This window comes from Streptococcus sp. FDAARGOS_522 (assembly GCF_003812445.1).
In the GTDB taxonomy this organism is placed as follows: domain Bacteria; phylum Bacillota; class Bacilli; order Lactobacillales; family Streptococcaceae; genus Streptococcus; species Streptococcus agalactiae.
In genome coordinates, this window is record NZ_CP033808.1 from 630,851 (window position 1) to 654,882 (window position 24,032).

General features: G+C 36.3%; 22 protein-coding genes. 1 reads left to right on the top strand and 21 read right to left on the bottom strand.

The window, feature by feature from the left end:
• Positions 1-121 precede the first annotated feature (121 nt).
• The gene (locus EGX70_RS03105; RefSeq protein ID WP_000686759.1) at positions 122-1,024 is read left to right on the top strand and encodes a neutral zinc metallopeptidase; all 903 of its coding nucleotides are present in this window, start codon (positions 122-124) and stop codon (positions 1,022-1,024) included.
• Between the two features lie 68 nt (positions 1,025-1,092).
• On the opposite strand, the gene pheT is transcribed toward EGX70_RS03105, so the two are convergent.
• The 21 genes from pheT to EGX70_RS03210 form a co-directional block, all read right to left on the bottom strand.
• Positions 1,093-3,498 (bottom strand): phenylalanine--tRNA ligase subunit beta, encoded by a 2,406-nt coding sequence (gene pheT, locus EGX70_RS03110; RefSeq protein ID WP_123947903.1) that lies wholly within the window; start codon positions 3,496-3,498, stop codon positions 1,093-1,095.
• A 53-nt stretch (positions 3,499-3,551) separates the two neighbouring features.
• Entirely contained in the window at positions 3,552-4,073 is a 522-nt protein-coding gene (locus EGX70_RS03115) for a GNAT family N-acetyltransferase (protein ID WP_000078400.1), read from the bottom strand.
• Between the two features lie 82 nt (positions 4,074-4,155).
• Positions 4,156-5,196, bottom strand: coding sequence for a phenylalanine--tRNA ligase subunit alpha (pheS, locus tag EGX70_RS03120; RefSeq protein WP_000365655.1), 1,041 nt, complete (start codon positions 5,194-5,196; stop codon positions 4,156-4,158).
• Positions 5,197-5,487: 291 nt separating this feature from the next.
• A complete protein-coding gene (locus EGX70_RS03125) occupies positions 5,488-6,345 on the bottom strand; it encodes a DNA/RNA non-specific endonuclease (RefSeq protein ID WP_123947905.1) in 858 nt (285 codons plus the stop codon).
• A gap of 74 nt (positions 6,346-6,419) precedes the next feature.
• On the bottom strand, positions 6,420-6,611 hold the full coding sequence (locus EGX70_RS03130; protein WP_000168511.1) for a DNA-directed RNA polymerase subunit beta: 192 nt from the start codon (positions 6,609-6,611) through the stop codon (positions 6,420-6,422).
• A gap of 1 nt (position 6,612) precedes the next feature.
• A complete protein-coding gene (gene murA, locus EGX70_RS03135) occupies positions 6,613-7,884 on the bottom strand; it encodes a UDP-N-acetylglucosamine 1-carboxyvinyltransferase (protein WP_000357877.1) in 1,272 nt (423 codons plus the stop codon).
• A gap of 62 nt (positions 7,885-7,946) precedes the next feature.
• Positions 7,947-8,177: a DUF1146 family protein gene (locus EGX70_RS03140; RefSeq protein ID WP_000602601.1), complete on the bottom strand. Its 231-nt coding sequence runs from the start codon at positions 8,175-8,177 to the stop codon at positions 7,947-7,949.
• A 64-nt stretch (positions 8,178-8,241) separates the two neighbouring features.
• Complete coding sequence (locus EGX70_RS03145) at positions 8,242-8,655, bottom strand: F0F1 ATP synthase subunit epsilon (RefSeq protein WP_000068054.1); 414 nt, start codon at positions 8,653-8,655, stop codon at positions 8,242-8,244.
• Between the two features lie 12 nt (positions 8,656-8,667).
• Positions 8,668-10,074 carry a F0F1 ATP synthase subunit beta gene (gene atpD, locus EGX70_RS03150; RefSeq protein ID WP_000094375.1) on the bottom strand — a complete coding sequence of 469 codons (1,407 nt, stop codon included), beginning with the start codon at positions 10,072-10,074 and terminating at the stop codon, positions 8,668-8,670.
• A gap of 73 nt (positions 10,075-10,147) precedes the next feature.
• Positions 10,148-11,029 carry a F0F1 ATP synthase subunit gamma gene (locus tag EGX70_RS03155; RefSeq protein WP_000919085.1) on the bottom strand — a complete coding sequence of 294 codons (882 nt, stop codon included), beginning with the start codon at positions 11,027-11,029 and terminating at the stop codon, positions 10,148-10,150.
• Between the two features lie 15 nt (positions 11,030-11,044).
• Positions 11,045-12,550: a F0F1 ATP synthase subunit alpha gene (gene atpA, locus EGX70_RS03160; RefSeq protein WP_000996613.1), complete on the bottom strand. Its 1,506-nt coding sequence runs from the start codon at positions 12,548-12,550 to the stop codon at positions 11,045-11,047.
• A 15-nt stretch (positions 12,551-12,565) separates the two neighbouring features.
• Positions 12,566-13,102, bottom strand: a complete 537-nt coding sequence (locus EGX70_RS03165) for a F0F1 ATP synthase subunit delta (protein ID WP_001036760.1) — start codon at positions 13,100-13,102, stop codon at positions 12,566-12,568.
• Complete coding sequence (gene atpF, locus EGX70_RS03170; protein WP_000025478.1) at positions 13,102-13,599, bottom strand: F0F1 ATP synthase subunit B; 498 nt, start codon at positions 13,597-13,599, stop codon at positions 13,102-13,104. The genes EGX70_RS03165 and atpF overlap by 1 nt, the downstream gene beginning before the upstream one ends.
• 17 nt (positions 13,600-13,616) lie before the next feature.
• Positions 13,617-14,333: a F0F1 ATP synthase subunit A gene (gene atpB / locus EGX70_RS03175; RefSeq protein WP_000446421.1), complete on the bottom strand. Its 717-nt coding sequence runs from the start codon at positions 14,331-14,333 to the stop codon at positions 13,617-13,619.
• 32 nt (positions 14,334-14,365) lie between these two features.
• On the bottom strand, positions 14,366-14,566 hold the full coding sequence (locus EGX70_RS03180; protein ID WP_001046538.1) for a F0F1 ATP synthase subunit C: 201 nt from the start codon (positions 14,564-14,566) through the stop codon (positions 14,366-14,368).
• Between the two features lie 331 nt (positions 14,567-14,897).
• The gene (gene glgA, locus EGX70_RS03185; RefSeq protein WP_123947907.1) at positions 14,898-16,328 is read right to left on the bottom strand and encodes a glycogen synthase GlgA; all 1,431 of its coding nucleotides are present in this window, start codon (positions 16,326-16,328) and stop codon (positions 14,898-14,900) included.
• Positions 16,325-17,458 (bottom strand): glucose-1-phosphate adenylyltransferase subunit GlgD, encoded by a 1,134-nt coding sequence (gene glgD, locus EGX70_RS03190; RefSeq protein ID WP_000687087.1) that lies wholly within the window; start codon positions 17,456-17,458, stop codon positions 16,325-16,327. Before glgD ends, glgA begins: the two co-directional genes overlap by 4 nt.
• On the bottom strand, positions 17,448-18,587 hold the full coding sequence (locus EGX70_RS03195; protein ID WP_000787290.1) for a glucose-1-phosphate adenylyltransferase: 1,140 nt from the start codon (positions 18,585-18,587) through the stop codon (positions 17,448-17,450). The genes glgD and EGX70_RS03195 overlap by 11 nt, the downstream gene beginning before the upstream one ends.
• Before the next feature lie 41 nt (positions 18,588-18,628).
• Positions 18,629-20,497: a 1,4-alpha-glucan branching protein GlgB gene (gene glgB, locus EGX70_RS03200; protein WP_000066082.1), complete on the bottom strand. Its 1,869-nt coding sequence runs from the start codon at positions 20,495-20,497 to the stop codon at positions 18,629-18,631.
• A gap of 205 nt (positions 20,498-20,702) precedes the next feature.
• Complete coding sequence (gene pulA / locus EGX70_RS03205) at positions 20,703-23,003, bottom strand: type I pullulanase (protein ID WP_123947909.1); 2,301 nt, start codon at positions 23,001-23,003, stop codon at positions 20,703-20,705.
• A gap of 3 nt (positions 23,004-23,006) precedes the next feature.
• Positions 23,007-24,026 carry a diacylglycerol kinase family lipid kinase gene (locus EGX70_RS03210; protein ID WP_000744293.1) on the bottom strand — a complete coding sequence of 340 codons (1,020 nt, stop codon included), beginning with the start codon at positions 24,024-24,026 and terminating at the stop codon, positions 23,007-23,009.
• Positions 24,027-24,032: the final 6 nt, after the last annotated feature.

Genomic DNA, 24,032 nt, shown 5'->3' on the forward strand with positions numbered 1-24,032 from the left:
CAGTTTATTAATATTATACCAAAAATAGCTTCAAATCTAGGGGAAGATATTTAGTTAAAAATTCAAGCATTTCTTATTAAAATAGTTTATAATGAGCCTATAAAACACTTTGGAGATACTTATGAAAATAGATGACCTAAGAAAAAGCGACAATGTTGAAGATCGTCGCTCCAGTAGCGGAGGTTCATTCTCTAGCGGAGGAAGTGGATTACCGATTCTTCAACTTTTATTGCTGCGAGGGAGTTGGAAAACCAAGCTTGTGGTTTTAATCATCTTACTGCTACTTGGCGGAGGGGGACTAACCAGCATTTTTAATGACTCATCCTCACCTTCTAGTTACCAATCTCAGAATGTCTCACGTTCTGTTGATAATAGCGCAACGAGAGAACAAATCGATTTCGTTAATAAAGTCCTTGGCTCAACTGAGGATTTCTGGTCACAAGAATTCCAAACCCAAGGTTTTGGAAATTATAAGGAACCAAAACTTGTTCTTTACACCAATTCAATTCAAACAGGTTGTGGTATAGGTGAATCTGCTTCAGGACCATTTTATTGTTCAGCAGATAAAAAAATCTATCTTGATATTTCTTTTTACAATGAATTATCACATAAATATGGTGCTACTGGTGATTTTGCTATGGCCTACGTCATCGCCCACGAAGTTGGTCACCACATTCAAACAGAGTTAGGCATTATGGATAAGTATAATAGAATGCGACACGGACTTACTAAGAAAGAAGCAAATGCTTTAAATGTTCGGCTAGAACTTCAAGCAGATTATTATGCAGGGGTATGGGCTCACTACATCAGGGGAAAAAATCTCTTAGAACAAGGAGACTTTGAAGAGGCCATGAATGCTGCCCACGCCGTCGGAGACGATACCCTTCAGAAAGAAACCTACGGAAAATTAGTGCCTGATAGCTTTACCCATGGAACAGCTGAACAACGCCAACGTTGGTTTAACAAAGGCTTTCAATATGGTGACATCCAACACGGTGATACTTTCTCCGTAGAACATCTATAAATTTTAAATAAAAAAACAGCATCTTAATTGATGCTGTTTTTTATTTATTTTTCAACGTAAAATATAAATTATCTTATTTCTGCATTAACTTTCTCAACGAGTGATTTAGTGATTTTTTCCATATATTTAGCCACTTCTTCGTCCGTTAGATTGTCATTAGGGTTTTGGAAAGTTAAGCTATAAGCCATTGATTTATACCCTTCTGCAATATTATTTCCAGCGTAGACATCAAACAGTTTAATCGCTGTTAGACGTTTTACCCCTGATGTCTCAATTGCTGACACAATATCATGATGACTAACAGATTCTGCAAGTAATAATGCAATATCGCGAGATACAGACGGATACTTCGTAATATCTTCAAAAATCAACGCTTGGTTCATTTGACTTTCAATAGTTGATAGATTGATTTCAGCAACATAAGTTTCAGGAATATCATATTGTTTTGCAGTTTGTGGGTGTACTTGACCAACAAAACCAATCTTTTTCCCATCTAATAAGATAGTTGCTGTACGACCTGGGTGCATACTTGCTAAACCTTTTTGTGCTACAAAAGTAACATCTAATTTTAATTTAATAAAGAGCGCCTCTACAATACCTTTGGCGTAGAAGAAATCAACTGGCTTGGCTTTTGTTTGGAAATCTTTTTCCTCTACTAGACCTGTTAAGGCAAAAGTAAACGTCTCTACTTCAGTTGGTAAATCTTCTTTTGGATTACCAGTTTGTTCAAAAACTTTTCCTATCTCATAAACTGCAAGGTTACTGTTTTTGCGAGCAACGTTATAAGCAATTGTATCAAGCATTCCTGAAACAACATTTTGGCGAAGTGCTGAGCGATCAACAGTCATCGGCCACATAAGTTCAGTTATATTAGTTGCTTGAGTTGAGAACTGCACTGCTTTTTCTGGAGTTGTTAAAGCATAGGTGATAATTTCAGATAATCCTGCTCCTTCAGCAACCGTACGGACTCTACGACGTAAGCGTTGCATACTCGTTAATTCTCCTGCAGTCGCTCCGGCTTCTGGCAATGTTGTTGGTAATTTTTCGTAACCATAAATACGGGCAATCTCTTCAACTAAGTCAGCTTGAATGGCAATATCCCATCTACGACGCGGTACCAACACAGTAAATTTCACTTCTGAACCAGAAATAGCAAAGCCGAGTTTTTCAAATACTTCTTCAATATCAGTATAGGTAAGTTCTGTTCCCAAACGAGTATTAACGTAACCAAGAGTCGTTGATACCTCTACCGGCTCAGTTGGAAGAACTCCTTCTGTAACTTGACCAGAAAGAACTTGACCACCTGCCAATTCTTGTAACATTGCAGCCGCAAAATCCATAGCCTCTGAAACTGTATCATAATTGATACCTTTTTCAAAGCGAGAAGATGATTCTGAACGAAGGTTGAGTCTTCCACTTGTTTTGCGGATACTTGTTCCATTAAATACTGCCGCTTCAAGGACCACTGTCTTAGAAGAACTACCAATTTCAGTTGATTGTCCTCCCATAACGCCTGCCAAAGCAACTGGTTGATCATTTACCGCAATGACCAAGTCATCAGCTATTAAGTCACGCTCTTCACCATCAAGAGTAATTAACTTTTCCCCATTCTCAGCATTACGTGCTACTATAGTTGTCCCATCAAATTTATCAAAATCAAAAGCATGCATTGGTTGACCATAAGTCAAAAGAACATAGTTTGTCACATCAACAACATTATTAATTGGACGTATACCAGCATTCATCAGTTTATTTTGAAGCCATTGTGGACTTGGTGCAACTGTTACATTCTTAACAATACGAGCCGAGTAAGATAAAACTTTATCTGATTCAATGACAACAGAAATCTTATCAGCTGCTCTTTCTGCTTCTTCAATGAGATTTTTTTCTTCAAAATGAACTTTTTTCCCATAAATTGCTGCTACCTCATGGGCAACACCACGCATTGAAAGAGCATCTGCACGGTTTGGTGTAATTGATAATTCAATAATTTCATCATCTAAGTCAAGATAAGAGAAAATACTATCACCAGGTATAGCTCCCTCAGGTAAAATTTGGATACCATCAGAAAACTCTTTTGGAATGATACTTTCCGATAAGCCCAACTCTTGAAGTGAACAAATCATTCCAAGTGACTCCATACCACGGATTTTACCTTTTTTAATCTTATAGTTATCTGCAATACGAGCACCAGGAACCGCTACGATAACATTAATACCAGTCTTGACATTTGGAGCACCACAGACAACTTGACGAAGTTCATCATCCCCTGTATCAACTTGACACAAATGTAAGTGGGTATCTGGAACATCTTCACACGAAACAATATGACCTACAACTAATTTTGATAAACCTTCCGCTGGTGTCTCCACACCTTCAACCTCAATACCAGTGGTTGACATTTTCTCAGCTAGTTCTGCTGTTGTAACATCAACATCCACTAACTCTTTTAACCATTTATACGATACTAACATGTAATTTCTCTCTATTTATTTTCTTTTAATTTTATACAAGTGCTTTGTAGTTTTTAGTGTAAACTTTTTCTTAATAACCAATCCGTATCCACTTTATCACCTACTGAAAATTGGTGCTCAGAAAATTTTTCAAATCCGTATTTAGCGTAAAATGCCTGAGCTTTATGATTAAACTCCCAAACACCTAACCAAGCCCAATCTAAGCCTGATTTATAAGCTAAATCCAAAGCAAATTCGAAAGTAGCCTTACCTATACCTTGCCCTTGGTAGGCATCTAGAAGATAAATCCTTTGAATTTCAAATGCTTTATCAAGATCTTTTTCAGTTTGCTGACTTCCCCAGTTTACTTTTAAATAACCCACTAAATCTGTATCAAGATAAACAAAATAAGTATCAGATTCAGCATGGGTAATTTCCGATTTTAATACTGGTAAAGTGTAAGACTCATTGAAAAATGCTTGAAGTTGTTCCTCACTATTATCATGAGAAAACGTCTGCCGAAAGGTTTCTATAGCAATATTCTGTAAAATATTCACATTATCAAGGCCAACCTTTTTAAAAGTAATTTGAGACATTAGAAAACCTCCTATTGAGTAAGGTAATAGCGTTAACATAAATTTATCATCACACCAATGATGCTACTTGCTATCTAAAATCTTAAAATTGATCTGTGAAGCGAACATCACCTTGATAGAAGCCACGAATGTCATTGATACCGTAGCGTAACATTGCAATACGTTCTTGACCTAAACCAAAGGCAAAACCGGAGTATTTCTCAGAATCAATACCAGACATTTCCAAAACACTTGGGTGAACCATACCAGCACCCAATATCTCAATCCAACCTGTCTGTTTGCAGACATTACATCCCTTACCTCCGCACTTGAAGCAAGAGACATCAACTTCAACTGAAGGTTCTGTGAATGGGAAATATGAAGGACGAAGTCGGATTTTACGCTCTGCTCCAAACATTTTTTGAGAAATCAGTTGAAGTGTTCCTTTGAGATCGCCCATTGAAATATTTTCTCCAACAACTAAGCCTTCAATTTGATGGAATTGATGGCTATGAGTAGCATCATCAGTATCACGACGGAAAACACGTCCAGGAGAAATCATTTTTAAAGGCCCTTTAGAAAAATCATGTTGGTCCATTGTTCGTGCTTGAACAGGCGAAGTATGAGTACGTAGCAAGATTTCTTCTGTAATATAAAAAGTATCTTGCATATCACGGGCTGGATGATCTTTTGGTAAATTCATTCGTTCAAAATTATAGTAGTCTTTCTCAACTTCAAAACCATCAACCACTTGGAATCCCATACCTAAAAAGATATCTTCAATCTCTTCGCTAGTTTGTGTTAAGACATGACGGTGACCTAATGTCATTTGACGACCAGGCAAGGTAACGTCGACACTCTCAGACTCTAACTGTGCTTGAATCTTCGCAGCTTCCACTACTTTAGCTTGTTCCTCAAACGCTTTTGTTAAAATATCACGTACTTCATTGACTTGTTTTCCAACAACTGGTCGTAAATCATTAGATAAATCTTTCAGACCTTTTAGTAATTCTGTTAGAGAACCTTTTTTTCCTAAAACTTGTACACGTAAGTCTTGTAATTCTTTAGTGTGGTTCCCAGTCATTTCTTTAAGCTTTTCTTGAGTTGATATTTTCAACTCTTCTAATTGTTTTTGTAAATCCATCTTTCCTCCAAGTCAAAATAAGTAGCTTTGAAAACAAAAAAAAGCGTGCCACTACCCCTTAATCGGAGCGTTGACACGCGGTACCATCCGTTTTCTATCTGATCGACCAATCAGACCTTAATTATAGTCCTATTTGTGAGTGAATTCCACCCTCTTTCACTGATTCAGCTTGCAGTCACGGCTGAACTCCCTAAGCAGCTTCCCTTGGTTTACTAGTCTCACAGACCTCTATTCAATTAAAGACTATTTTATCAAATTTTTCAGTCTTTAACAAGCACTATTAGATAAAGATTACTTTGTCTGCTTCACTTTTCCTGTTGCATAATCAAATAATAATCCCGATTGTACATTAGGAATAAAAACGTTAAATTCTAAACTTCCATCTGAAGATTTAGCCTCAATATGTGATCCCGAAGATAAAAGATTATCTCTGTCATAAATTAAAGTCACACGATACCTAACAGTTTTATGACGATCCAATGCTTTACGAACTAAAGTTTCATAATAATTTTGCCCTGTTGATTGGTTGCTATTAGCTTGGTTTGCCCAAGCTGCTTGTGTGGCAATATTTTTAGGATTACTTGTGGAGGCATCAAATCCTCTTAAACTCCCTACTAAAGCATAACCAATTAAATGGCCTCTGTCCACAGCGTGGTTATAGCTCCCTTTTAATCCATTTATCTGATGCCATCCAGCGGGTTTCCAATAAGTTCTACCATTCCCTGTTTCTTCTCGATTTCGATATTGACGAGTTGCTTTTGTTAATAAGGCATTTGCTTTAGTCGGAACAATTTGGTTATTAACCTTCTTTATTTCATTAATAGCATATGGTGCACTTGACACTTTAGCATTCAAATCTGTTTTAATTTGATTAATGATAAAAGCACCTGACTGGTTCCAAGCTATATTTGTTCCCAATTGTTTTTTAACATTGCTAGTCAAAACAGATTCAGATAACTCTCTACTAGGAGTTCCTGATACATTTTTAAGGGAAGTATTTTTGCCAGATTCATTACTAATAATTAAATCTGTCACCTGTTTTAAAATGTGATCATTAGGCAAAGATTTGCTTTCACCTAACCCTATTGCCAGTAATGAAAAAAGCAAAGTTACAATCGAAGCTGTTATTTGTTTTTGTTTTTTTGTCATTGTATTATTCTACTGCTAAAATTAACTCTCAAAGGAAACCACTATAAGCATCAAATAACTTATAGTGGCTCTTTCTATTTTCCTAAAAATTTTCCAATAATATTTTGCCATTTATCCAGCGATAAAATAGAGTAAGCATGCTCTCCGTCACCAAAAACACTATAACCCAACATCAATCCAACCGCTAAAAACAGCAAGGCTAATAGTATGACTAATACTATTAGACCGATTTGTTTTAATACATATTTCCAACCACTAGATGCCATATTACGCCTCACTTACACGTTTAATATTAGCACCAAGAGCCGCTAATTTTTCATGGAATTGATAATAACCACGGTCTAAATGGGTTAATTGGCCAACTACTGTTTGCCCTTGCGCAACCATTCCTGCCAAGATTAAAGCTGCACTAGCTCGTAAGTCAGTAGACATGACCGGTGCACCTTGTAAAGCTCTCCCACCATGAATCATTGCAGTATCTCGTAAAATTTCCGTTTGTAATCCCATGCGACGCATTTCTTCCAAATGTTGAAAACGATTTTCAAAAACTGTCTCAATCATAGTTGATTCGCCATTAACTACTGCCATTAGAGCTGTAAATTGAGCTTGCATATCAGTAGGAAATCCTGGATGAGGGAGTGTTTTCACAGTCACTGGCTTCAATTTTTTAGTATCAGCTTTTACACGAATACCATCTTCTTCCTCTGACACTTCAACACCCATCTCCATCAATTTAGAGATTAAAGGACGGTTATGTTCCCAAATAGCATCCTTTACTAGAACATTTCCAGAAGTCATAGCAGCTGCCACCATAAAGGTTCCAGCTTCAATACGATCTTGGACAACATCATGTTCTGTACCATGTAAAGCATCAACACCAATGATCGTTAATGTTTCCGTACCAGCACCCTTTACTTTAGCTCCCATTTTATTTAGTAACTGCGCAAGGTCTACAATTTCTGGTTCACGTGCAGCATTCTCTATCGTTGTTGTGCCTGAAGCAAGTGTAGCAGCCATCATTAAGTTTTGAGTGGCACCGACTGAGGGAAAATCCATGTATATATTAGCTCCCTTAAGCTTTTCAGCTTGGGCAGTAATATCACCACCATTTTGTGTAATCGTAGCTCCCATAGCTTCTAAACCTTTAAGATGAAGGTCAATTGGTCGGCTACCAATTGTACAACCGCCTGGCATTGAAACCTTAGCATGGCCATTTCTAGCTAAAATAGGTCCCAAAACAACAATAGAAGCTCTCATTTGACTAACAAATTCATAAGGTGCAACATCTAAAATATCACCTGAGGCATCCACTAAGATTTCTTTTTTATCGCAATTAAAGTCAACTTGAATATCTAAACCACGAACAACATTGTTCATTGTAAATACATCAGACAAGATAGGAACATTGGTCAACAATGTTTTCCCTTGGCTTGGTAAAATTGTGGCTGCTAAAAGAGGTAAAACTGCATTTTTAGCTCCTTCAATAACAACTTGACCTTGAAGCTGCGTTTGCCCACCTTCCACAATAATTTTATCCATTTGAATCTCCATTCTTATAACAATAGTAAGTTGATTATATCATAGTTCAGCTAATATTTCCTTTATTGGAGAGCCCAAAAGATTGATTGACACAACTGAATCACTTCCAATAAAAAATGACTAACCACATAGCCACCAACTATACTTATCAACAAAATAAAAACTTTTAATTTTGAGATGTTTTGAGGGGACATTTTAATCATTTTAGACCAGTCAAATAAATCTACAAAAAGTTGATAAAAAAGGGCAATAAAAATAAAATTACTAACTATAGTTACTATATTTAATATCATATTCATGCCTTCTATTATACACTAAAAAAGCCTAATTAGTCACAAAACTAATTAGACCATTTTTCTACTTTTTACCGACGCTAATACGGTTAATTGCGCGACGAAGAGCAACCTCAGCTCTACGCATCTCATCAATATTCTGAGTTGTTTGAGCTTTTTCTAATGCACGCTCAGCGCGTTCCTTAGCCCGTTCTGCACGGTTAAGGTCTATATCACGTGCTCGTTCTGCTGAATCCGCAACAATTGTCACCTGATCCTCATTAACTTCAATTATACCACCATTAACAGCTACCCAGTCTACACCTTCTTGATGAGAACGATTAATCTTCATCTGATGAACATTAAGGGGAGCAATCAAATTTATGTGACCTGGTAAAATTCCCATTTCACCATCTGGCGTTCTAACAGTAATGAGACTAGCGTGATGGTCATATCTAATACCATCTGGTGTTACTACTTGAACAGTCAATTGTGCCATAGCATCACCTCATTAATAGTTCATTTTTTCTGCTTTTGCGATAACATCCTCAATACCACCAACCATACGGAAGGCATCTTCTGGAATTTGATCATGTTTACCATCTAGGATTTCTTTGAATCCGCGAACAGTTTCTTCAACCGGAACATATGAACCTGGTTGACCAGTAAATGTTTCTGCAACATTGAAGTTTTGAGAAAGGAAGAATTGGATACGACGTGCACGTCCAACTAACGTTTTTTCCTCATCTGATAATTCATCCATACCTAAAATCGCAATGATATCTTGTAACTCACGGTAACGTTGAAGAACACGCTGTACTTCTGTTGCAACTTCATAGTGCTCATCTCCAACGATTTCTGGTGTGAGTGCACGAGAACTTGAAGCTAATGGGTCAACGGCTGGATAAATCCCCATTTGTGTCAATTTACGTTCAAGGTTAGTTGTTGAATCTAAGTGAGCAAAGGCTGTAGCTGGCGCAGGGTCAGTATAGTCATCTGCTGGCACATAAATAGCTTGGATTGATGTAACAGAACCTTTTTTAGTTGAAGTGATACGCTCTTGTAATTGTCCCATTTCTGTAGCAAGTGTTGGTTGATAACCAACGGCTGAAGGCATACGACCTAAAAGCGCTGACACTTCTGACCCAGCTTGTGTGAAACGGAAGATATTATCAATGAAGAGAAGCACATCTTGTCCTTCTACATCACGGAAGTACTCAGCTATTGTAAGACCAGTAAGTGCCACACGCATACGTGCTCCTGGTGGTTCATTCATTTGACCAAAGACCATAGCCGTTTTTTCAATAACGCCAGATTCTTTCATTTCCCAATAAAGGTCATTCCCTTCACGAGTACGTTCTCCTACACCAGTAAATACTGAAATACCACCATGTTCTTGGGCGATGTTGTGGATTAATTCTTGAATAAGAACGGTTTTACCAACACCTGCACCACCGAAAAGTCCAACTTTACCACCTTTTAAGTAAGGTGCTAATAAGTCAATAACTTTAATACCAGTTTCTAAGATTTCTGATGATGTTGATAATTCATCAAACGATGGTGCTTTTTTATGGATTGGTTGACGTTCTGCATCTTCTGCAAAAGGCTCTTCAAGGTCAATAGCATCTCCAAGAACGTTGAAGACACGACCCAAAGTATCCTTACCAACCGGCACACTAATTGCGCGACCAGTATCTAATACTTCCAAACCACGTGTAAGCCCATCAGTTGATTCCATAGCGATTGTACGAACGAGGCCGTCACCAAGTTCAAGAGCAACTTCAAGTACTACTTTTTGTGACTTATCGCCATTTTTATAGACAATCAATGCATTATTAATCTCAGGAAGTTTGTCGCCACTTGCAAATACAACGTCAACGACAGGTCCAACTACCTGAGCAATTTTGCCTGAGCTCATGTATTTCTCCTTATCATATGATACAAAGGATTTAAAATACCTTTGTTCACTATTTTTTCTATAGACTAATTAATTATTCAAGTGCATTAGCACCTGCAACAATTTCTGTAATTTCCTGTGTGATAGCTGCTTGACGAGCGCGGTTATATTGAATAGTTAAATCATTGATAACATTTTTAGCATTATCAGTTGCAGTCTGCATAGCTGTCATACCAGCCGCATGCTCTGCTGTTTTAGCATCAATAATAGCTCCATAAATCAAACTCTCAGTATATTGAGGCAATAATTGCTCCAATATAACTTCACGGTTTGGCTCAAGTTCAAAACCAGTAATCACTCTATCCTCAGAAGCCTCTTCTGCATCCAATTCTTTGATAGGAAGCATTTGTTGCATTCTGACTTGGCTAGTTAAACTGTTAACATGGTGATTGTAGCAAACATATAATTCATCGAACAACTCATTTTTGTACATTTCAACTGCTTGAGCAATAATTTTACCAACTTGATCAAAACTTGGTTGGTCCTCTAAACCACGTAATTCGAAAGAAACATTCATTCCACGTGCTTTGAAAAAATCAGAACCAACACTACCAATTGAAATGATGGCATAATCATCATTCTCAGTATGATAGTCAGTTATAGTGTCCATCATCGCTTTTAAGATTTTTGAATTGTAACCACCAACTAAACCCTTATCAGAAGTAATAACAATATAACCTGTTTTCTTCACCGGACGTGAAGATAACATAGGGTTATCTGATCCAGATACTAAGTCTGACTTTAAGAGGTTAGTAGTAATTTGACGAATTTTAGAGGCATACACTTGAAAATCTCTAGCAGCTTGTTCAGATTTAACCAACTTAGCAGATGAGACCATCTGCATCGCACTAGTAATCTTACTTGTTTTTTCTGTAGAGAGAATCTTGTCTTTAATTTCACTAAGAGAGCCTGCCATATTAGAACCCTCCTATTATTTAAATTGTGATTGATCTTTAAATGCTTGAATAGCAGCATCTAATTCTGCTTCTTCTGGTAAATCTTTTGTTGTGCGGATTGTTTCGAAGAGATTATCATAATGAGCATCAAAGTAATCATACAAAGCTTCTTCAAAAGCTAAAATATCATTTACAGGTACATCATCAAGGAATCCATGTGTTAGAGCATATAAAATCACAACTTGTTTCTCAACTGGTAATGGTTTGTGTAATGGTTGTTTTAACACTTCCACTGTGCGACGACCACGATTTAGTTTTGCTTGTGTTGCTGCATCAAGGTCTGAACCAAATTGAGTGAATGCCTCAAGTTCGCGATAAGAAGCAAGATCTAGACGAAGCGTACCTGCAACTCTCTTCATCGCTTTAATTTGCGCTGCACCACCAACACGAGATACTGATGAACCTGCATCAATCGCTGGACGAATACCTGAGTTAAAGAGATTTTCTTGCAAGAAAATTTGGCCGTCAGTAATTGAAATAACGTTTGTAGCAATATATGCTGAGATATCACCTGCTTGTGTTTCAATGAACGGAAGCGCTGTAATCGAACCTCCACCTAAAGCATCTGATACTTTAGCTGAACGTTCCAAAAGACGACTATGAAGGTAGAAAACATCCCCTGGGTAAGCTTCGCGACCTGGAGGACGGCGAAGAAGAAGCGAAAGTTCACGATAAGCTACGGCTTGTTTTGATAAATCATCATAAACAATCAAAACGTGTTTCCCGTTATACATGAATTCCTCAGCCATTGCTACTCCTGCATATGGAGCAATGAAAAGTAATGGAGATGGTTGTGATGCTGAAGCTGTCACAACGATTGTATAATCAAGGGCACCGTATTTACGCAAAGTTTCAACTTGTGTACGTACTGTAGACTCTTTTTGACCGATAGCCACATAGATACAGATCATATCTTGACCTTTTTGATTCAAGATTGCATCAATCGCTACAGACGTCTTACCAGTTTGGCGGTCACCGATAATCAATTCGCGTTGACCACGTCCGATAGGAACCAAAGCATCAATCGCTTTGAGACCTGTTTGAAGAGGCTCAAAAACTGATTTACGTTGCATAACACCAGGTGCTGGTGTTTCAACTGGGCGTGTTGCTGTCGTCTCAATTTCACCTAGTCCATCAACTGGTTGACCAAGCGGATTGACGACACGTCCAATCATAGCTTCCCCTACTGGTACTTCCATAATTTTACCAGTACGTTTTACCACATCACCTTCACGAATTTCTGAGAAATCACCCAAAATAATGATACCCACGTCATTAGACTCAAGGTTTTGAGCCATACCGTACGCACCATTTGAAAATTCAAGAAGTTCTCCACTCATAGCATTATCTAGCCCACGAGCACGAGCAATACCATCACCGATATATGTAACAATACCAGTTTCTGTGACGTCAAAATTTGGCTGGAAGTCTTCAATTTGCTTTTTAATTAAAGCGCTAATTTCTTGTGCATTAATTGCCAAAAGTCACACCACTTTCTATTTTAATTTCATTTTAAATTGATGTAATTGATTACGAACACTTGCATCAATTACTTTATTGTTTGCATTGACAACAAATCCACCAACAATAGATGGGTCAATGTGCTCAACTAACTGTCCATTTGGTAAAGCTAATTTAGTTTTAGCAATATCAAAAAGACGTTCTTTTTGTTCTGGAGACAAAGCAACTGCAGTTGTAATTTGAATTGGATATTGACCATTCACTTTGATAAGTTCCTGATCAACTGATTTCAAAATAGGATATAGAAGTGCTTCACGTTCATTTTGTACAATAACCTCAAGGAAATTAACAAGATAAGTTGAACATGATGTTTGCAATGTCTTCACAAAATGTTGTTTTTCATCATGTGAAACGGCAAGACTTGACAGGACACCCTCAAGCTCGCTTGTTTCAAAAATATCAATTAAAGCTGCTACTTCTTGTTGGATTTTTTCAACAATTTTATGTTCAATGGCAACTTCAACAAGGCTTTTTGAATATTGCTCAATTAGAGCCTGCGTCTTTTTATTCATTAGGCGTCTCCTAGCTTTTTAATATAGCTATCAATGAGATTACTCTGAGCTTCTTTATCAAGATTTGATACCATAATTTTTTCAGCTAATAAAACTGTTAAATCTGCTACTTCACCCTTAACATCTGCTAGTGCTTCTGCCTTATTTTGGGCAATATCTTGATGTGCTTTTTCTTTTAATCGATCAGCTTCAGTTTTTGCTTCTGAAATAATTTGATCACCTTTTGCAAGACCTGTCTCTTTAGCGTTATCAATGATTTGATTAGCTTCAGTTTTAGCGTTAGATAGTTCTTCCTCGCGCTTAGTTGCAAAAGCTTCAGCTTGTTGACGTGCCTGTTCAGCAGTATCAATATCATTAGCTATCTTTTGTTCACGGGCTTCAAAAATACCTGTGATTTGTTTCCATGCAAAAGTCTTAATTAAGATAAATAAGAGAAGCACAGAGCCAGATACGATAATGATATCACCAATCGTTGTACTATTAATAAGTATTGACATATTTCTCCTCTCTTTTCTTATTCTTCTTCGTCACCATGAACTTTGTGTCCAATATAACTTGAGCTCAAGATAATGAACACATACGCTTGGATGAAACCAATAAACATTGAGAATGCTGTCCAAACGATATTCAATGCAAAAGCTAGTGGACCTGTAAATGGTGATAAAACTGCAAGTTGTAAAAGTAATCCAGTGACAACTTCACCAGAAAAGATATTACCAAAAAGACGCAATGCTAATGAAGCAACATTAGTAACTTCTTCCAATAAATTCATCGGAAGCATTGCTGGTGTTGGTGATAAGAAACCTTTGAGATAACCACCAATTCCTTTTTTGCGAATACCTTCAATATGACAAATAAATGCTACTAATAATGATAATGTAATATCTACACCAAAATTAGCGGTCGGAGATGTCCAAAAATTATGCTCATGTGTTTTCAATGATGTCATCAATCCTAAGTTGTTAGCAATGAAGACAAAACTGAATAAAATAAACATCAATAAACTATAATTTTTAGTATAGTGTCCTAAATTTTGTGAGATTGTATTATTAACAAGCTCATAGACATATTCCAAGACATTCTGCTTACCTTTTGGTTTTATTGTCATCTTACGACTAGCCCAGAAGACTAAGATAAAGATAATAGTAATTGTCAAGAGAGACATAGCTAGGATGGTTAAATCAAAATCAATGCCTAAAAAAGATACGGTTGGATTACTTGTAGATTCCAATCCTCATCCCTCCTTTTTTTCTAAATTGTCGTCTATCTTACTAAGAATGTAAACGCAAATAGAACGAAGAAGGTACCTTCAATGAAGGCCACACCTGTAAACATCAATGTTTGCAGTTTGCTAAACATTTCAGGCTGACGAGCCGCTGATTTGGCAATATTTGCAACCAAAATTCCTTCACCGATTGAAACACCCATCACGGCGAAACCAAGTGCTAAAATAGCTAAATTCATAATAGAATTCTCCTTTAAAAAATATTTACTCCGTTATTTTATTCCTATTTCTTGTGCATGTCAATGAATTTCCTCATTTGATTACGTTTTCATGAAATAGTTTGAGATGGTTTACACAATCCTTTTCAAATAACAATTTTTAGTTTTTTTAGCTTTAATTTAATCCCTTATTAAGATATGACAACACTTTATTTTTGATATAGTGTCTCTTTACATTAATAATATTTTACCTTATAGGATAATAAAATCTCTATACTAAAGTGGTTTTACATAAGAAACGTTTAGCATAGAGATTCGATAAGCTTATCAACTAATCACTAAAATAGGGTGATTATTGTAGTTGCTGATACAGTTGTTCGTAAGCAACACATGCTGTATCCCATGAAAAATCTTTTGACATAGCTTGCCATTGTAACTTTTTCCACGCTTCAGGATAATCATTATAAACTTCTAATGCTAGTTTTAGAGTTTGCATTAACCAATAGCCTGAAAAATGATTAAATGAAAAACCTGTACCACTACCATCAAATTGATTGAAGGCTACCACAGTATCTTTTAATCCTCCAACTTCATGTACCAAGGGCAAGCTACCATATCTCATAGCCATCATCTGCGAGAGACCACAAGGTTCAAAAGCACTTGGCATCATGAAGATATCTGAAGCCGCATAAATCTGTTGCGCTAATCTTAAGTCAAAAGTAATATTAGCAGATAGTTTTTCAGGGTAACGACTAGCAAAATAAGAGAACGTTTCTTCAAAATGGTGATAGCCTGTTCCTAAAATAACCATTTGAATATCTTGTTGAAGCATATTGTCCAATTCAGAAGCAATAATATCAAATCCTTTTTGATCGGTAAGTCGTGAAACAATACCAATTAATGGTACATTTTTATCTTGAGGTAAGCCCAAATTTTCCTGTAAAGCCAACTTATTTTTAATTTTGCCCTCTAAGTTGCTTTTTGGAAAATGATATGGCAAAAAAGCATCTGTTTCTGGATTTAACAAATCGCTATCAATACCATTTACAATTCCAGATAATTTGCCTGCTTCCATACGCATAATTTGATCTAAACCTTTACCAAATTCTGGAGTTTTTATTTCATTTGCGTAGCTTGGTGATACCGTTGTCACTCTATCTGAGTAAAGAATTGCTGCTTTCATCCAATTAAGACAATTATTCCATCTAAGAGTTCCATCTTCATATCTCTCAGCGCCAACTCCAAATAAATCTCCTAACATTTCTGGACCAAACTGCCCTTGAAATTCAATATTGTGAATAGTAAAAACTGCTCTTATATTATTATAGGCCTGAATCCAGTGGTACTTCTCTTTCAATAAGAAAGGAATCATTGCTGTATGATAATCATGGACGTGTAAGACATCGGGAATAAAATCGATTTTCTCCATCAACTCTAAAGCAGCTAATTGGAAATAAGCAAAACGCTCCCCATCATCCCAATCACCATAGACATGACCTCTATAAAAATAATATTGATTATCAATAAAGTAGAACGTAACATTATCTTGAGAAAGTCTCTTAACTCCTACATATTGATGACGCCAGCCAACATCTGTATAGAAATACATGAGGTTTTCTATTTGGTCTCCAAATTTTTGGTCTACCATATCATAATATGGCATGACAACAGCGACATCATGACCTTTTTTACTAAGTGATTTTGGGAGTGCGCCAATCACATCTCCCAAACCACCTGTTTTAGCAAAGGGAGCACCCTCTGCCGCAACAAACATTATTTTCATTGTATAATATCCTCATTAATCTCTGAAAATTTAGGAATCACTAACGGTTTATCTAAACTACCTTTCAATGTAACTCCGGATGCAACCTTAACGCATTTGTCAATAATAGTATTTTCAATGGTTGCCCCTTCTCCGATTTTTACTTTTGGAAAGATAATACTATTGACTACTCGAGTCCCTTTTTCAAGGAGACAATTTCTAGAAACGATAGAATGGTCTAAATAACCTTTAATAATACTTCCAGAGGCTAGTTGCGAATTAGAGACATTTGATTGTTTATCAAAATAAGTAGCTTCCTCATTTTTCACCTTAGTATAAACTTTTTGGTTTGAAAAGAAGAGCGAATAAAATTTATTTGGTGTTAACATGTCCATGTTAGCATCATAATAGGATTTAATAGAAGAAATGTTTGACAAATAACCAGTGTATTCAAAAGCCAAAGCATTACTTTCAACAATTAAATCACGAAGTAAGAAGCGGAGTTTACGTGGTTCATTATTTTGAGCTTCCTCTTCCATTTTTTCGATTAACCAAGGTGTATCGATAACATAAATCTCAGCAGACATTTTTTGGTTATCGTCATTATCTACAGCTTTACCTAGACTCACTACATGATCAGATTCATCAATGGTCAAGACTTGATTAGCCTCTGCAATAGCTGATCTCGGCATTTTTTTATAAACCACGGTGGCTTGCGCACCATTTGCATTATGCAAGTGGATTACTTGACTTAAGTCAATATTACAAAGCATATCACAACTCATATATATCGTCTGGTCGCTACCCGAACGCCTCAAGTAAGTTAAAATTTGATCGTAATAATCCCCATTGACTGTACGAGTATCATCGTCTGTATCATAGAATCCTAAAGAATAGTGACTCAACAGTGTACCTAAGCCCCACTCACGACCACTTCTAATATGGTCAAAAACAGAGCGAACATTATTCCCACGAAAAATACCATAAATACTTCTAACGCCTGCATTAGCTAAAGAGGATAATTGAAAATCAATTAAACGATACTTACCATCAAAAGGTAGAGAAGCAAGCGGACGATTATCCGTCAAACTGTGCATATCTGGGTAACTAACAGTATTTCCTAAAATCGCAGTATATTTATCAATCTTCATTTGGAACCCCCGCTACTTCTTTATAACCAATAACTTCTACTTCTTTACTTCCATCAATCACAACACCATCACCAATAACAGCATCCTCACCGATAATAGCTCGATTTATCTTTGCACCTTCACCGATAGTCGCGCCACTCATAACAAAGGAGTCTTTAATAATAGCATTTGGTTTTACCTGGACATTAGTTGATAAAATGGAGTGCTCAACATTTCCTGCAACAAAGCATCCATCTACAACTAAAGAATCTTTAACATTTGCATCTTCTGTCATGAAATTAGGTGGTGCAATCAAATTTTTAGAATAGATTTTCCATGAACGATCACGACTATGTAATTTGTTATCTTCTCCAATATATTCCATATTAGCTTCCCAAAGGGATTCAATAGTACCAACATCTTTCCAATACCCATCAAAATTATAGGTATAAACACGTTCACCCGATTCAAGGTATGCTGGTATAACATTTTTACCAAAGTCTGACATGTCTATGCCGTTCTTTTCACCATCAATTAAAACTGTCCGTAATCTCTTCCAGTCAAAAATGTATATTCCCATTGAAGCCTTTGTTGACTTAGGATGTTCAGGTTTTTCTTCAAATTCGACAATACGGTCGTTTGAATCAGTATTCATAATTCCAAAACGGCTTGCTTCTTTTAAAGGAACATCTAAAACAGCGACTGTTAGGCTTGCTAAATTATCTTTATGCGTCTGTAGCATGTCATCATAGTTCATTTTATAGATGTGGTCCCCAGAGAGAATGAGTACATATTCTGGATTAATACGATCAATGTAGTCAATATTTTGATAGATAGCGTGGCTGGTACCTTGAAACCAGCGATTACCTTCTGTTGCAGAATATGGCTGTAATACAGTTACTCCCGAATCGATACCATCTAGTCCCCAGCTAGATCCGTTTCCAATATGAGTATTGAGTTCCAGCGGTTGATACTGAGTAATAACTCCAACATTATTAATACCTGAATTCGCACAATTTGAAAGCGCAAAGTCAATAATACGGTAACGACCTCCAAATTGAACAGCAGGTTTCGCAATGCTCTGAGTCAATTTTCCGAGTCGAGTGCCTTGTCCTCCGGCGAGAATGAGTGCTAACATTTCATTTTTCATATTATTCTTTCCTTTCAAAATGAGGTTACTAAATTGCAGACTTATTTACGAAGCCGACGTTTTATTCTCCAAACACTTGCCCCAAGGGCTGGTAATGTAAAACTTAAAGTATGATCATAATCTTTCCATGTAGCCACTTGTGTTTTCGTTACAGGATTGTGGTTTTTCCAAACACCTCCAAACTCTTCCATTTCAGTATTTAAAACTTCTTCATAAATACCCGCTTGCGGAACACCAATAGTAAAGTTAGGGCGTTCTACAGGAGTCATATTAAAGACACAAAGTAACAAATCGCCTTTATCATCTTTTCGTATAAAAGATAAAACAGTTTCAGATTTATTATCCGCATCAATAATTTCTAGCCCGTCAAAGGAATCATCAATACGCCATAGGCACTTATGATCTTTATAAAATTGATTCAATTGTTTAGTATAGCGTTGCATCTTTTGGTTCATATCATCATTTAAGTTTTCCCATTCTAGTTGATCATTATATTTCCATTCTAAAAATTGACCAAACTCACTTCCCATAAAGAGAAGTTTTTTCCCAGGATGACACATTTGATATGCATATAAATTACGTAAACCAGCAAATTGATTATAACGGTCACCCCACATTTTATGCATCATACTCTTTTTACCATGTACTACTTCATCATGTGAAAAAGCTAGTACAAAGTTCTCATTGAATATATACATAAAACTAAAAGTCACTAAATTAAAATCATATTGCCTATAGAGAGGATCTTCTTCATAAAAACGCAGGATATCATTCATCCAGCCCATATTCCATTTAAAGTCAAAACCCAATCCTCCAGACTCTAAGTCTTTAGTTATTGGGGTAGAAGCTGTTGACTCTTCAGCAATCATCATAACATTAGGATGACGCTCTTTAATTACTTTGTTAAGTTTCCTTAAAAAGTGATATCCTTCCAAATTACGATTATCCCCAAATTGGTTAGCTTCCCATGGTCCTTCATCATAATCGAGATATAACATATTACTAACCGCATCAACACGAATACCATCAATATGATAATGTTCAATCCAGAACAAGGCACTCGAAATCAAAAAGGATTGTACTTGATTTTTTCCTAAATCAAAGTTCAGAGCTCCCCATCGATAGTTATGCGCACGATCATGATTTTGATACTCATAAGTAGCAGTTCCATCGAAATAGGCTAAAGCATCGTCATTCTGAATAAAGTGTCCTGGAACCCAATCTACAAGAACTCCTATATTATTTTTATGACATGCTTCTACAAAGTCTTGAAATTCTTCTGGAGTACCATAGGTATGTTCAAAAGCAAAATACCCCATTAATTGATATCCCCAACTCATATCAAGCGGATGTGCCATTAAGGGCATAAATTCAACATGAGTATAATTCATCTCAACAAGGTAGGGGATTAAGTAATCTTTTAACTGAGAAAAAGTCATAGGATGTCCAAAATCATCTTTTTTCCATGAACCAGCATGAACTTCGTAAATATTAATTGGACGCTTCTGAAAACCCAGACGTTTGCGCCTTCCCATCCAAAGACCATCTTCCCACTTTTTATTTCTAAGAACTTTAATAACACTTGCAGTTCCAGGACGTCTTTCCATATAAACTGCCATAGGATCGATTTTCTCAACTACTTGACCACCTTTACGAGTAACCAAATATTTATATAAATCACCTTCGCGCGCATCCAAACTGTTAGCTTCCCAAACTCCTGCTTGATTTTTGTTCATTTGGAGAGGTCGATTTCGCCAATCTGTAAAATCTCCAATAACTTGAACATTTTCAGCATTAGGAGCCCAAACTCTGAAACAAAAGCTTCCATTTTCGCTATGTACGCCTAAATAATTCTGGAGATGAAAATTTTCACCTATTCCAAAAGTATATAACTCATCTTTATTGGACATCTACTCACCTCACAGGTCCTACTAGTCAATATAAGACAAAAATATTTCCTCAATGGTACAAAAAAAGAGGAATACATTTTCCTCATACAGACGCATCTGAAAATATTTCACCCTCTATATTTCCGAAAAATTAACTAAAATATAAGAAACTCAAATTCAAATCAAATTCCTTAATATACACAAAAATAACCTGAATGTTTTCAGGTTATTTTGTGATATCAAGGATCATTACAGAAAGCTCATCATCTAATGAATCTATCGCTTTTCCTTCTTCATGATTTGATATTATTATATCACCTATGAAAGAATTCTGCAAGCGTTTTCCTTTAATATTGAAAATTATTTTTAATTTCTTATGTTCTTCGACTGTAAAACTTATGAAACCTGAATGGTATTGAGCAGACTCTACAAAAACATGTTTGCGAATCTCTTCAAAGCTAGAATAAGAAAAGTAAGGAGAGTTTGTCTTCAAAGTAATTATTTTCCTAATAAAATTAATAGTACTCTTATGAAAGGTAACATTATCCCAGTTGACCTGATTAACTTGGTCTGGGGCATTGTAAGAATTCATAGCCCTTTCTTTATCTGCTTGAGTAAGTTGACCTTTATCACCTGTAGGATAACACTTTGTTCGAAGAAACTCCTGACCTAATTGCATGAAAGCCATCCCTTGCATCAATAGATTCATAGCACTAGCTACTTCAACTCGGTAAATATGTTGTTTCTCGTTGTCATTAGGATGTAATTCCCATAGCAAATCATTTAAGTTGTAGTTGTCATGTGCTTCAACATAATTTAAAACTTGACTAGGATCAATGTATGATACTAACTCATCACTTCCTAAAATGCCTTTTGCAACAATATCTTCTGTACTGTTTCCAGAAACTAAGCCTTTTTTAAATTCTCCGTAAATTTCCGCACCTTTGACAGCGTCTCTTACATCATCATTGAAAAAGCCAATTCCAGGCATCTGATAAGCATTATCTTTTTTAGCTTTATTTTGAGGCGTGAGACCAGCTCCCATGTCCCATCCTTCTCCATAAACCAAAATACGAGGGTCGATTTTATTTAGCTCATTTCTTATAATGTTCATCGTTTCTACATCATGTAGTCCCATCAAATCAAATCGAAAACCATCAATATTATATTCTTTCACCCAATACAAAACTGAATCAAGAATATACTTACGACACATTTCTTTTTCACTAGCTGTTTCATTACCACAGCCTGACCCATTTTGAAATGTTCCATTGTGATTCATTCGATAATAATAATCTGGAACCGTTAGTTGAAATGCAGAATCAGTTGATGAAAAAGTATGATTATAGACAACATCCATAATAACACCAATGCCTGCATCATGGTACGCTTGGATAGCAGATTTTAATTCTAAAATACGCGTTGCAGGTTCATGTGGATTACTAGAGAAGCTTGCTTCTGGAACATTGTAGTTTTCAGGATCATATCCCCAATTATAAGCATAGTGACCATCATCATCAAATGTCTGATGATGATCGAAAATTGGTTGAAGTTGGATATAGTTAACTCCTAGGTCTTGTACATAATCAAAGGTCGTTTTATCACCATGCTGATTAACCGTACCTTTTTGATGCAATCCCTTAAATTTTCCGTGATAATCTGTCTTAACTCCTGAAGTCTCAGATATCGAAAAATCACGCACATGCATTTCGTAAATGACTGCTTGATTGGGGTTTTCGAGCCGCCACTTAGCTTCTTTTCCATGACTTATTTTAAACCCTTCCGGAGTTAATGCTTCTGGAGCAATAACAATAGACCTTTTACCATTTGCAGTCGTTGCAATGGAATAAGGGTCTCTCGTAATTTTAAAGGTACGTCGTCTATAGTAGACTCGATAAGTATATGCTTGGTAATTATAGTTTCCTTCAAGTTCAGTAAACCAGACTCCATGGGTATTTTCTTTATGATTTTTATAATTGACGGCTGTCCCTCTTTTCATAGAAAGAACTTTTGATACACTTGCTGTTTCATCTGTCGAATGATATAAAATCAGTTCTACACGTTCCGCAGTAGGGGCCCATAATCTAAAAGCCGTTTTAGTTTCTGAATATTCAAAACCTAACCAACCATCAAATCCCCATTTTTTGTCAAACGCTCTACTATTGATTGCCATGTCGTAGGCATGAGGTTGGCGTCTACTATAATGATGGCTACTAACTGCTGCTTGACGAGAATAATACAGATTGTCATCCCCATCTACAATCCAAACTTCTTTACGTGCACCACCTTGAGTACAATCAATGCGATAATCTATTGTTTTATGATGCCAATTTTTATCCTTAACAATCACATAATAATGGCTTAAAAAATATGGCAAGGGATATTTTAGTATCGCAACAGCACCGAAACTGTCAAACCGTGAAAAATGAGCATCTTGACCCTCTGAGCCATCGCGCCACTGCCATAAACTTAAATTAAAGTAATTTTTCTTTCGGCTATGGTAATGTACAATGACAGTATTATCCATTCATCAATCTCCTAATCCTTCTAAATCATCTACCTCATTAGCAAACTTCTGTGCAATAGCTTCTATCGCTAGTTCATCTTTATCTAAAACTAAAGCATCATCTGAAATTTCATCAGTATTAGCAAAGAACCTAATATGATTTTTAAGGTTTGCTAGAGTAATGGGAGCATCTCCTCCATATTCTCCATCTAAGTTAATCATCATACGCTCGTCTGATAGGGGTTCGATAGTTAGATAAGACGTTTTAATATACTCTACTCGTTTATCATTAATATGTTTTCCACCTGCTAGCACCAAACGAATGAGATGCATAATCTCAATAAGATTTGCAGTTTTTACTAAAATAAGGGTAAATTTCCCATCATCCAATTTGGCATCAGGTGCAATTTGTTCAAACCCTCCTACAGAATTTGTGATGGCAACAAAAATCATTGAAGCATCACCGATAAATTCACCCTTATCGTGAGTAATTTTGACTGGTACTTTTCGAACTCGAGGTAATAATTCAACACCCTTTGCTAGATAAGCAAGATAGCCAAACGTTGTTTTCAATTGACTTGGTACACTATAAGTTAACTCTGTCAAACTACCTGCAGCTGCAATATTAATAAAATAATTGTCCTCTTGAGCTTGACCAATGTCCATCTTAACGATTTGATTTTTACCAATTAATTTAGTTGCTTCAATAGGATTACCTCGCGGTATTTTTAAGGCACGAGCAAAATCATTAGTTGTTCCAGTTGGAATAATTGCCATCTTAGGACGACGTTTCAAAGGTGCAATACCATTAACAACTTCATTAATAGTACCATCTCCACCTGCTGCAACAATCAAATCAAAACCAGCTTGAGCAGCTCTAGTAGCTTCATCTCTGGCAGAATTTTTAGTTGGTGTTGTTTGAAAGGCTGATGTTTCATACCCAAATCCTTCAAGTATATCAAGAACTTCCGCTACATTTTTTTTCATAATTTCTTGACCAGAAGTTGGGTTATAAATTAAACGCGCTTTTTTTTGTTTCTTCATTTCTTC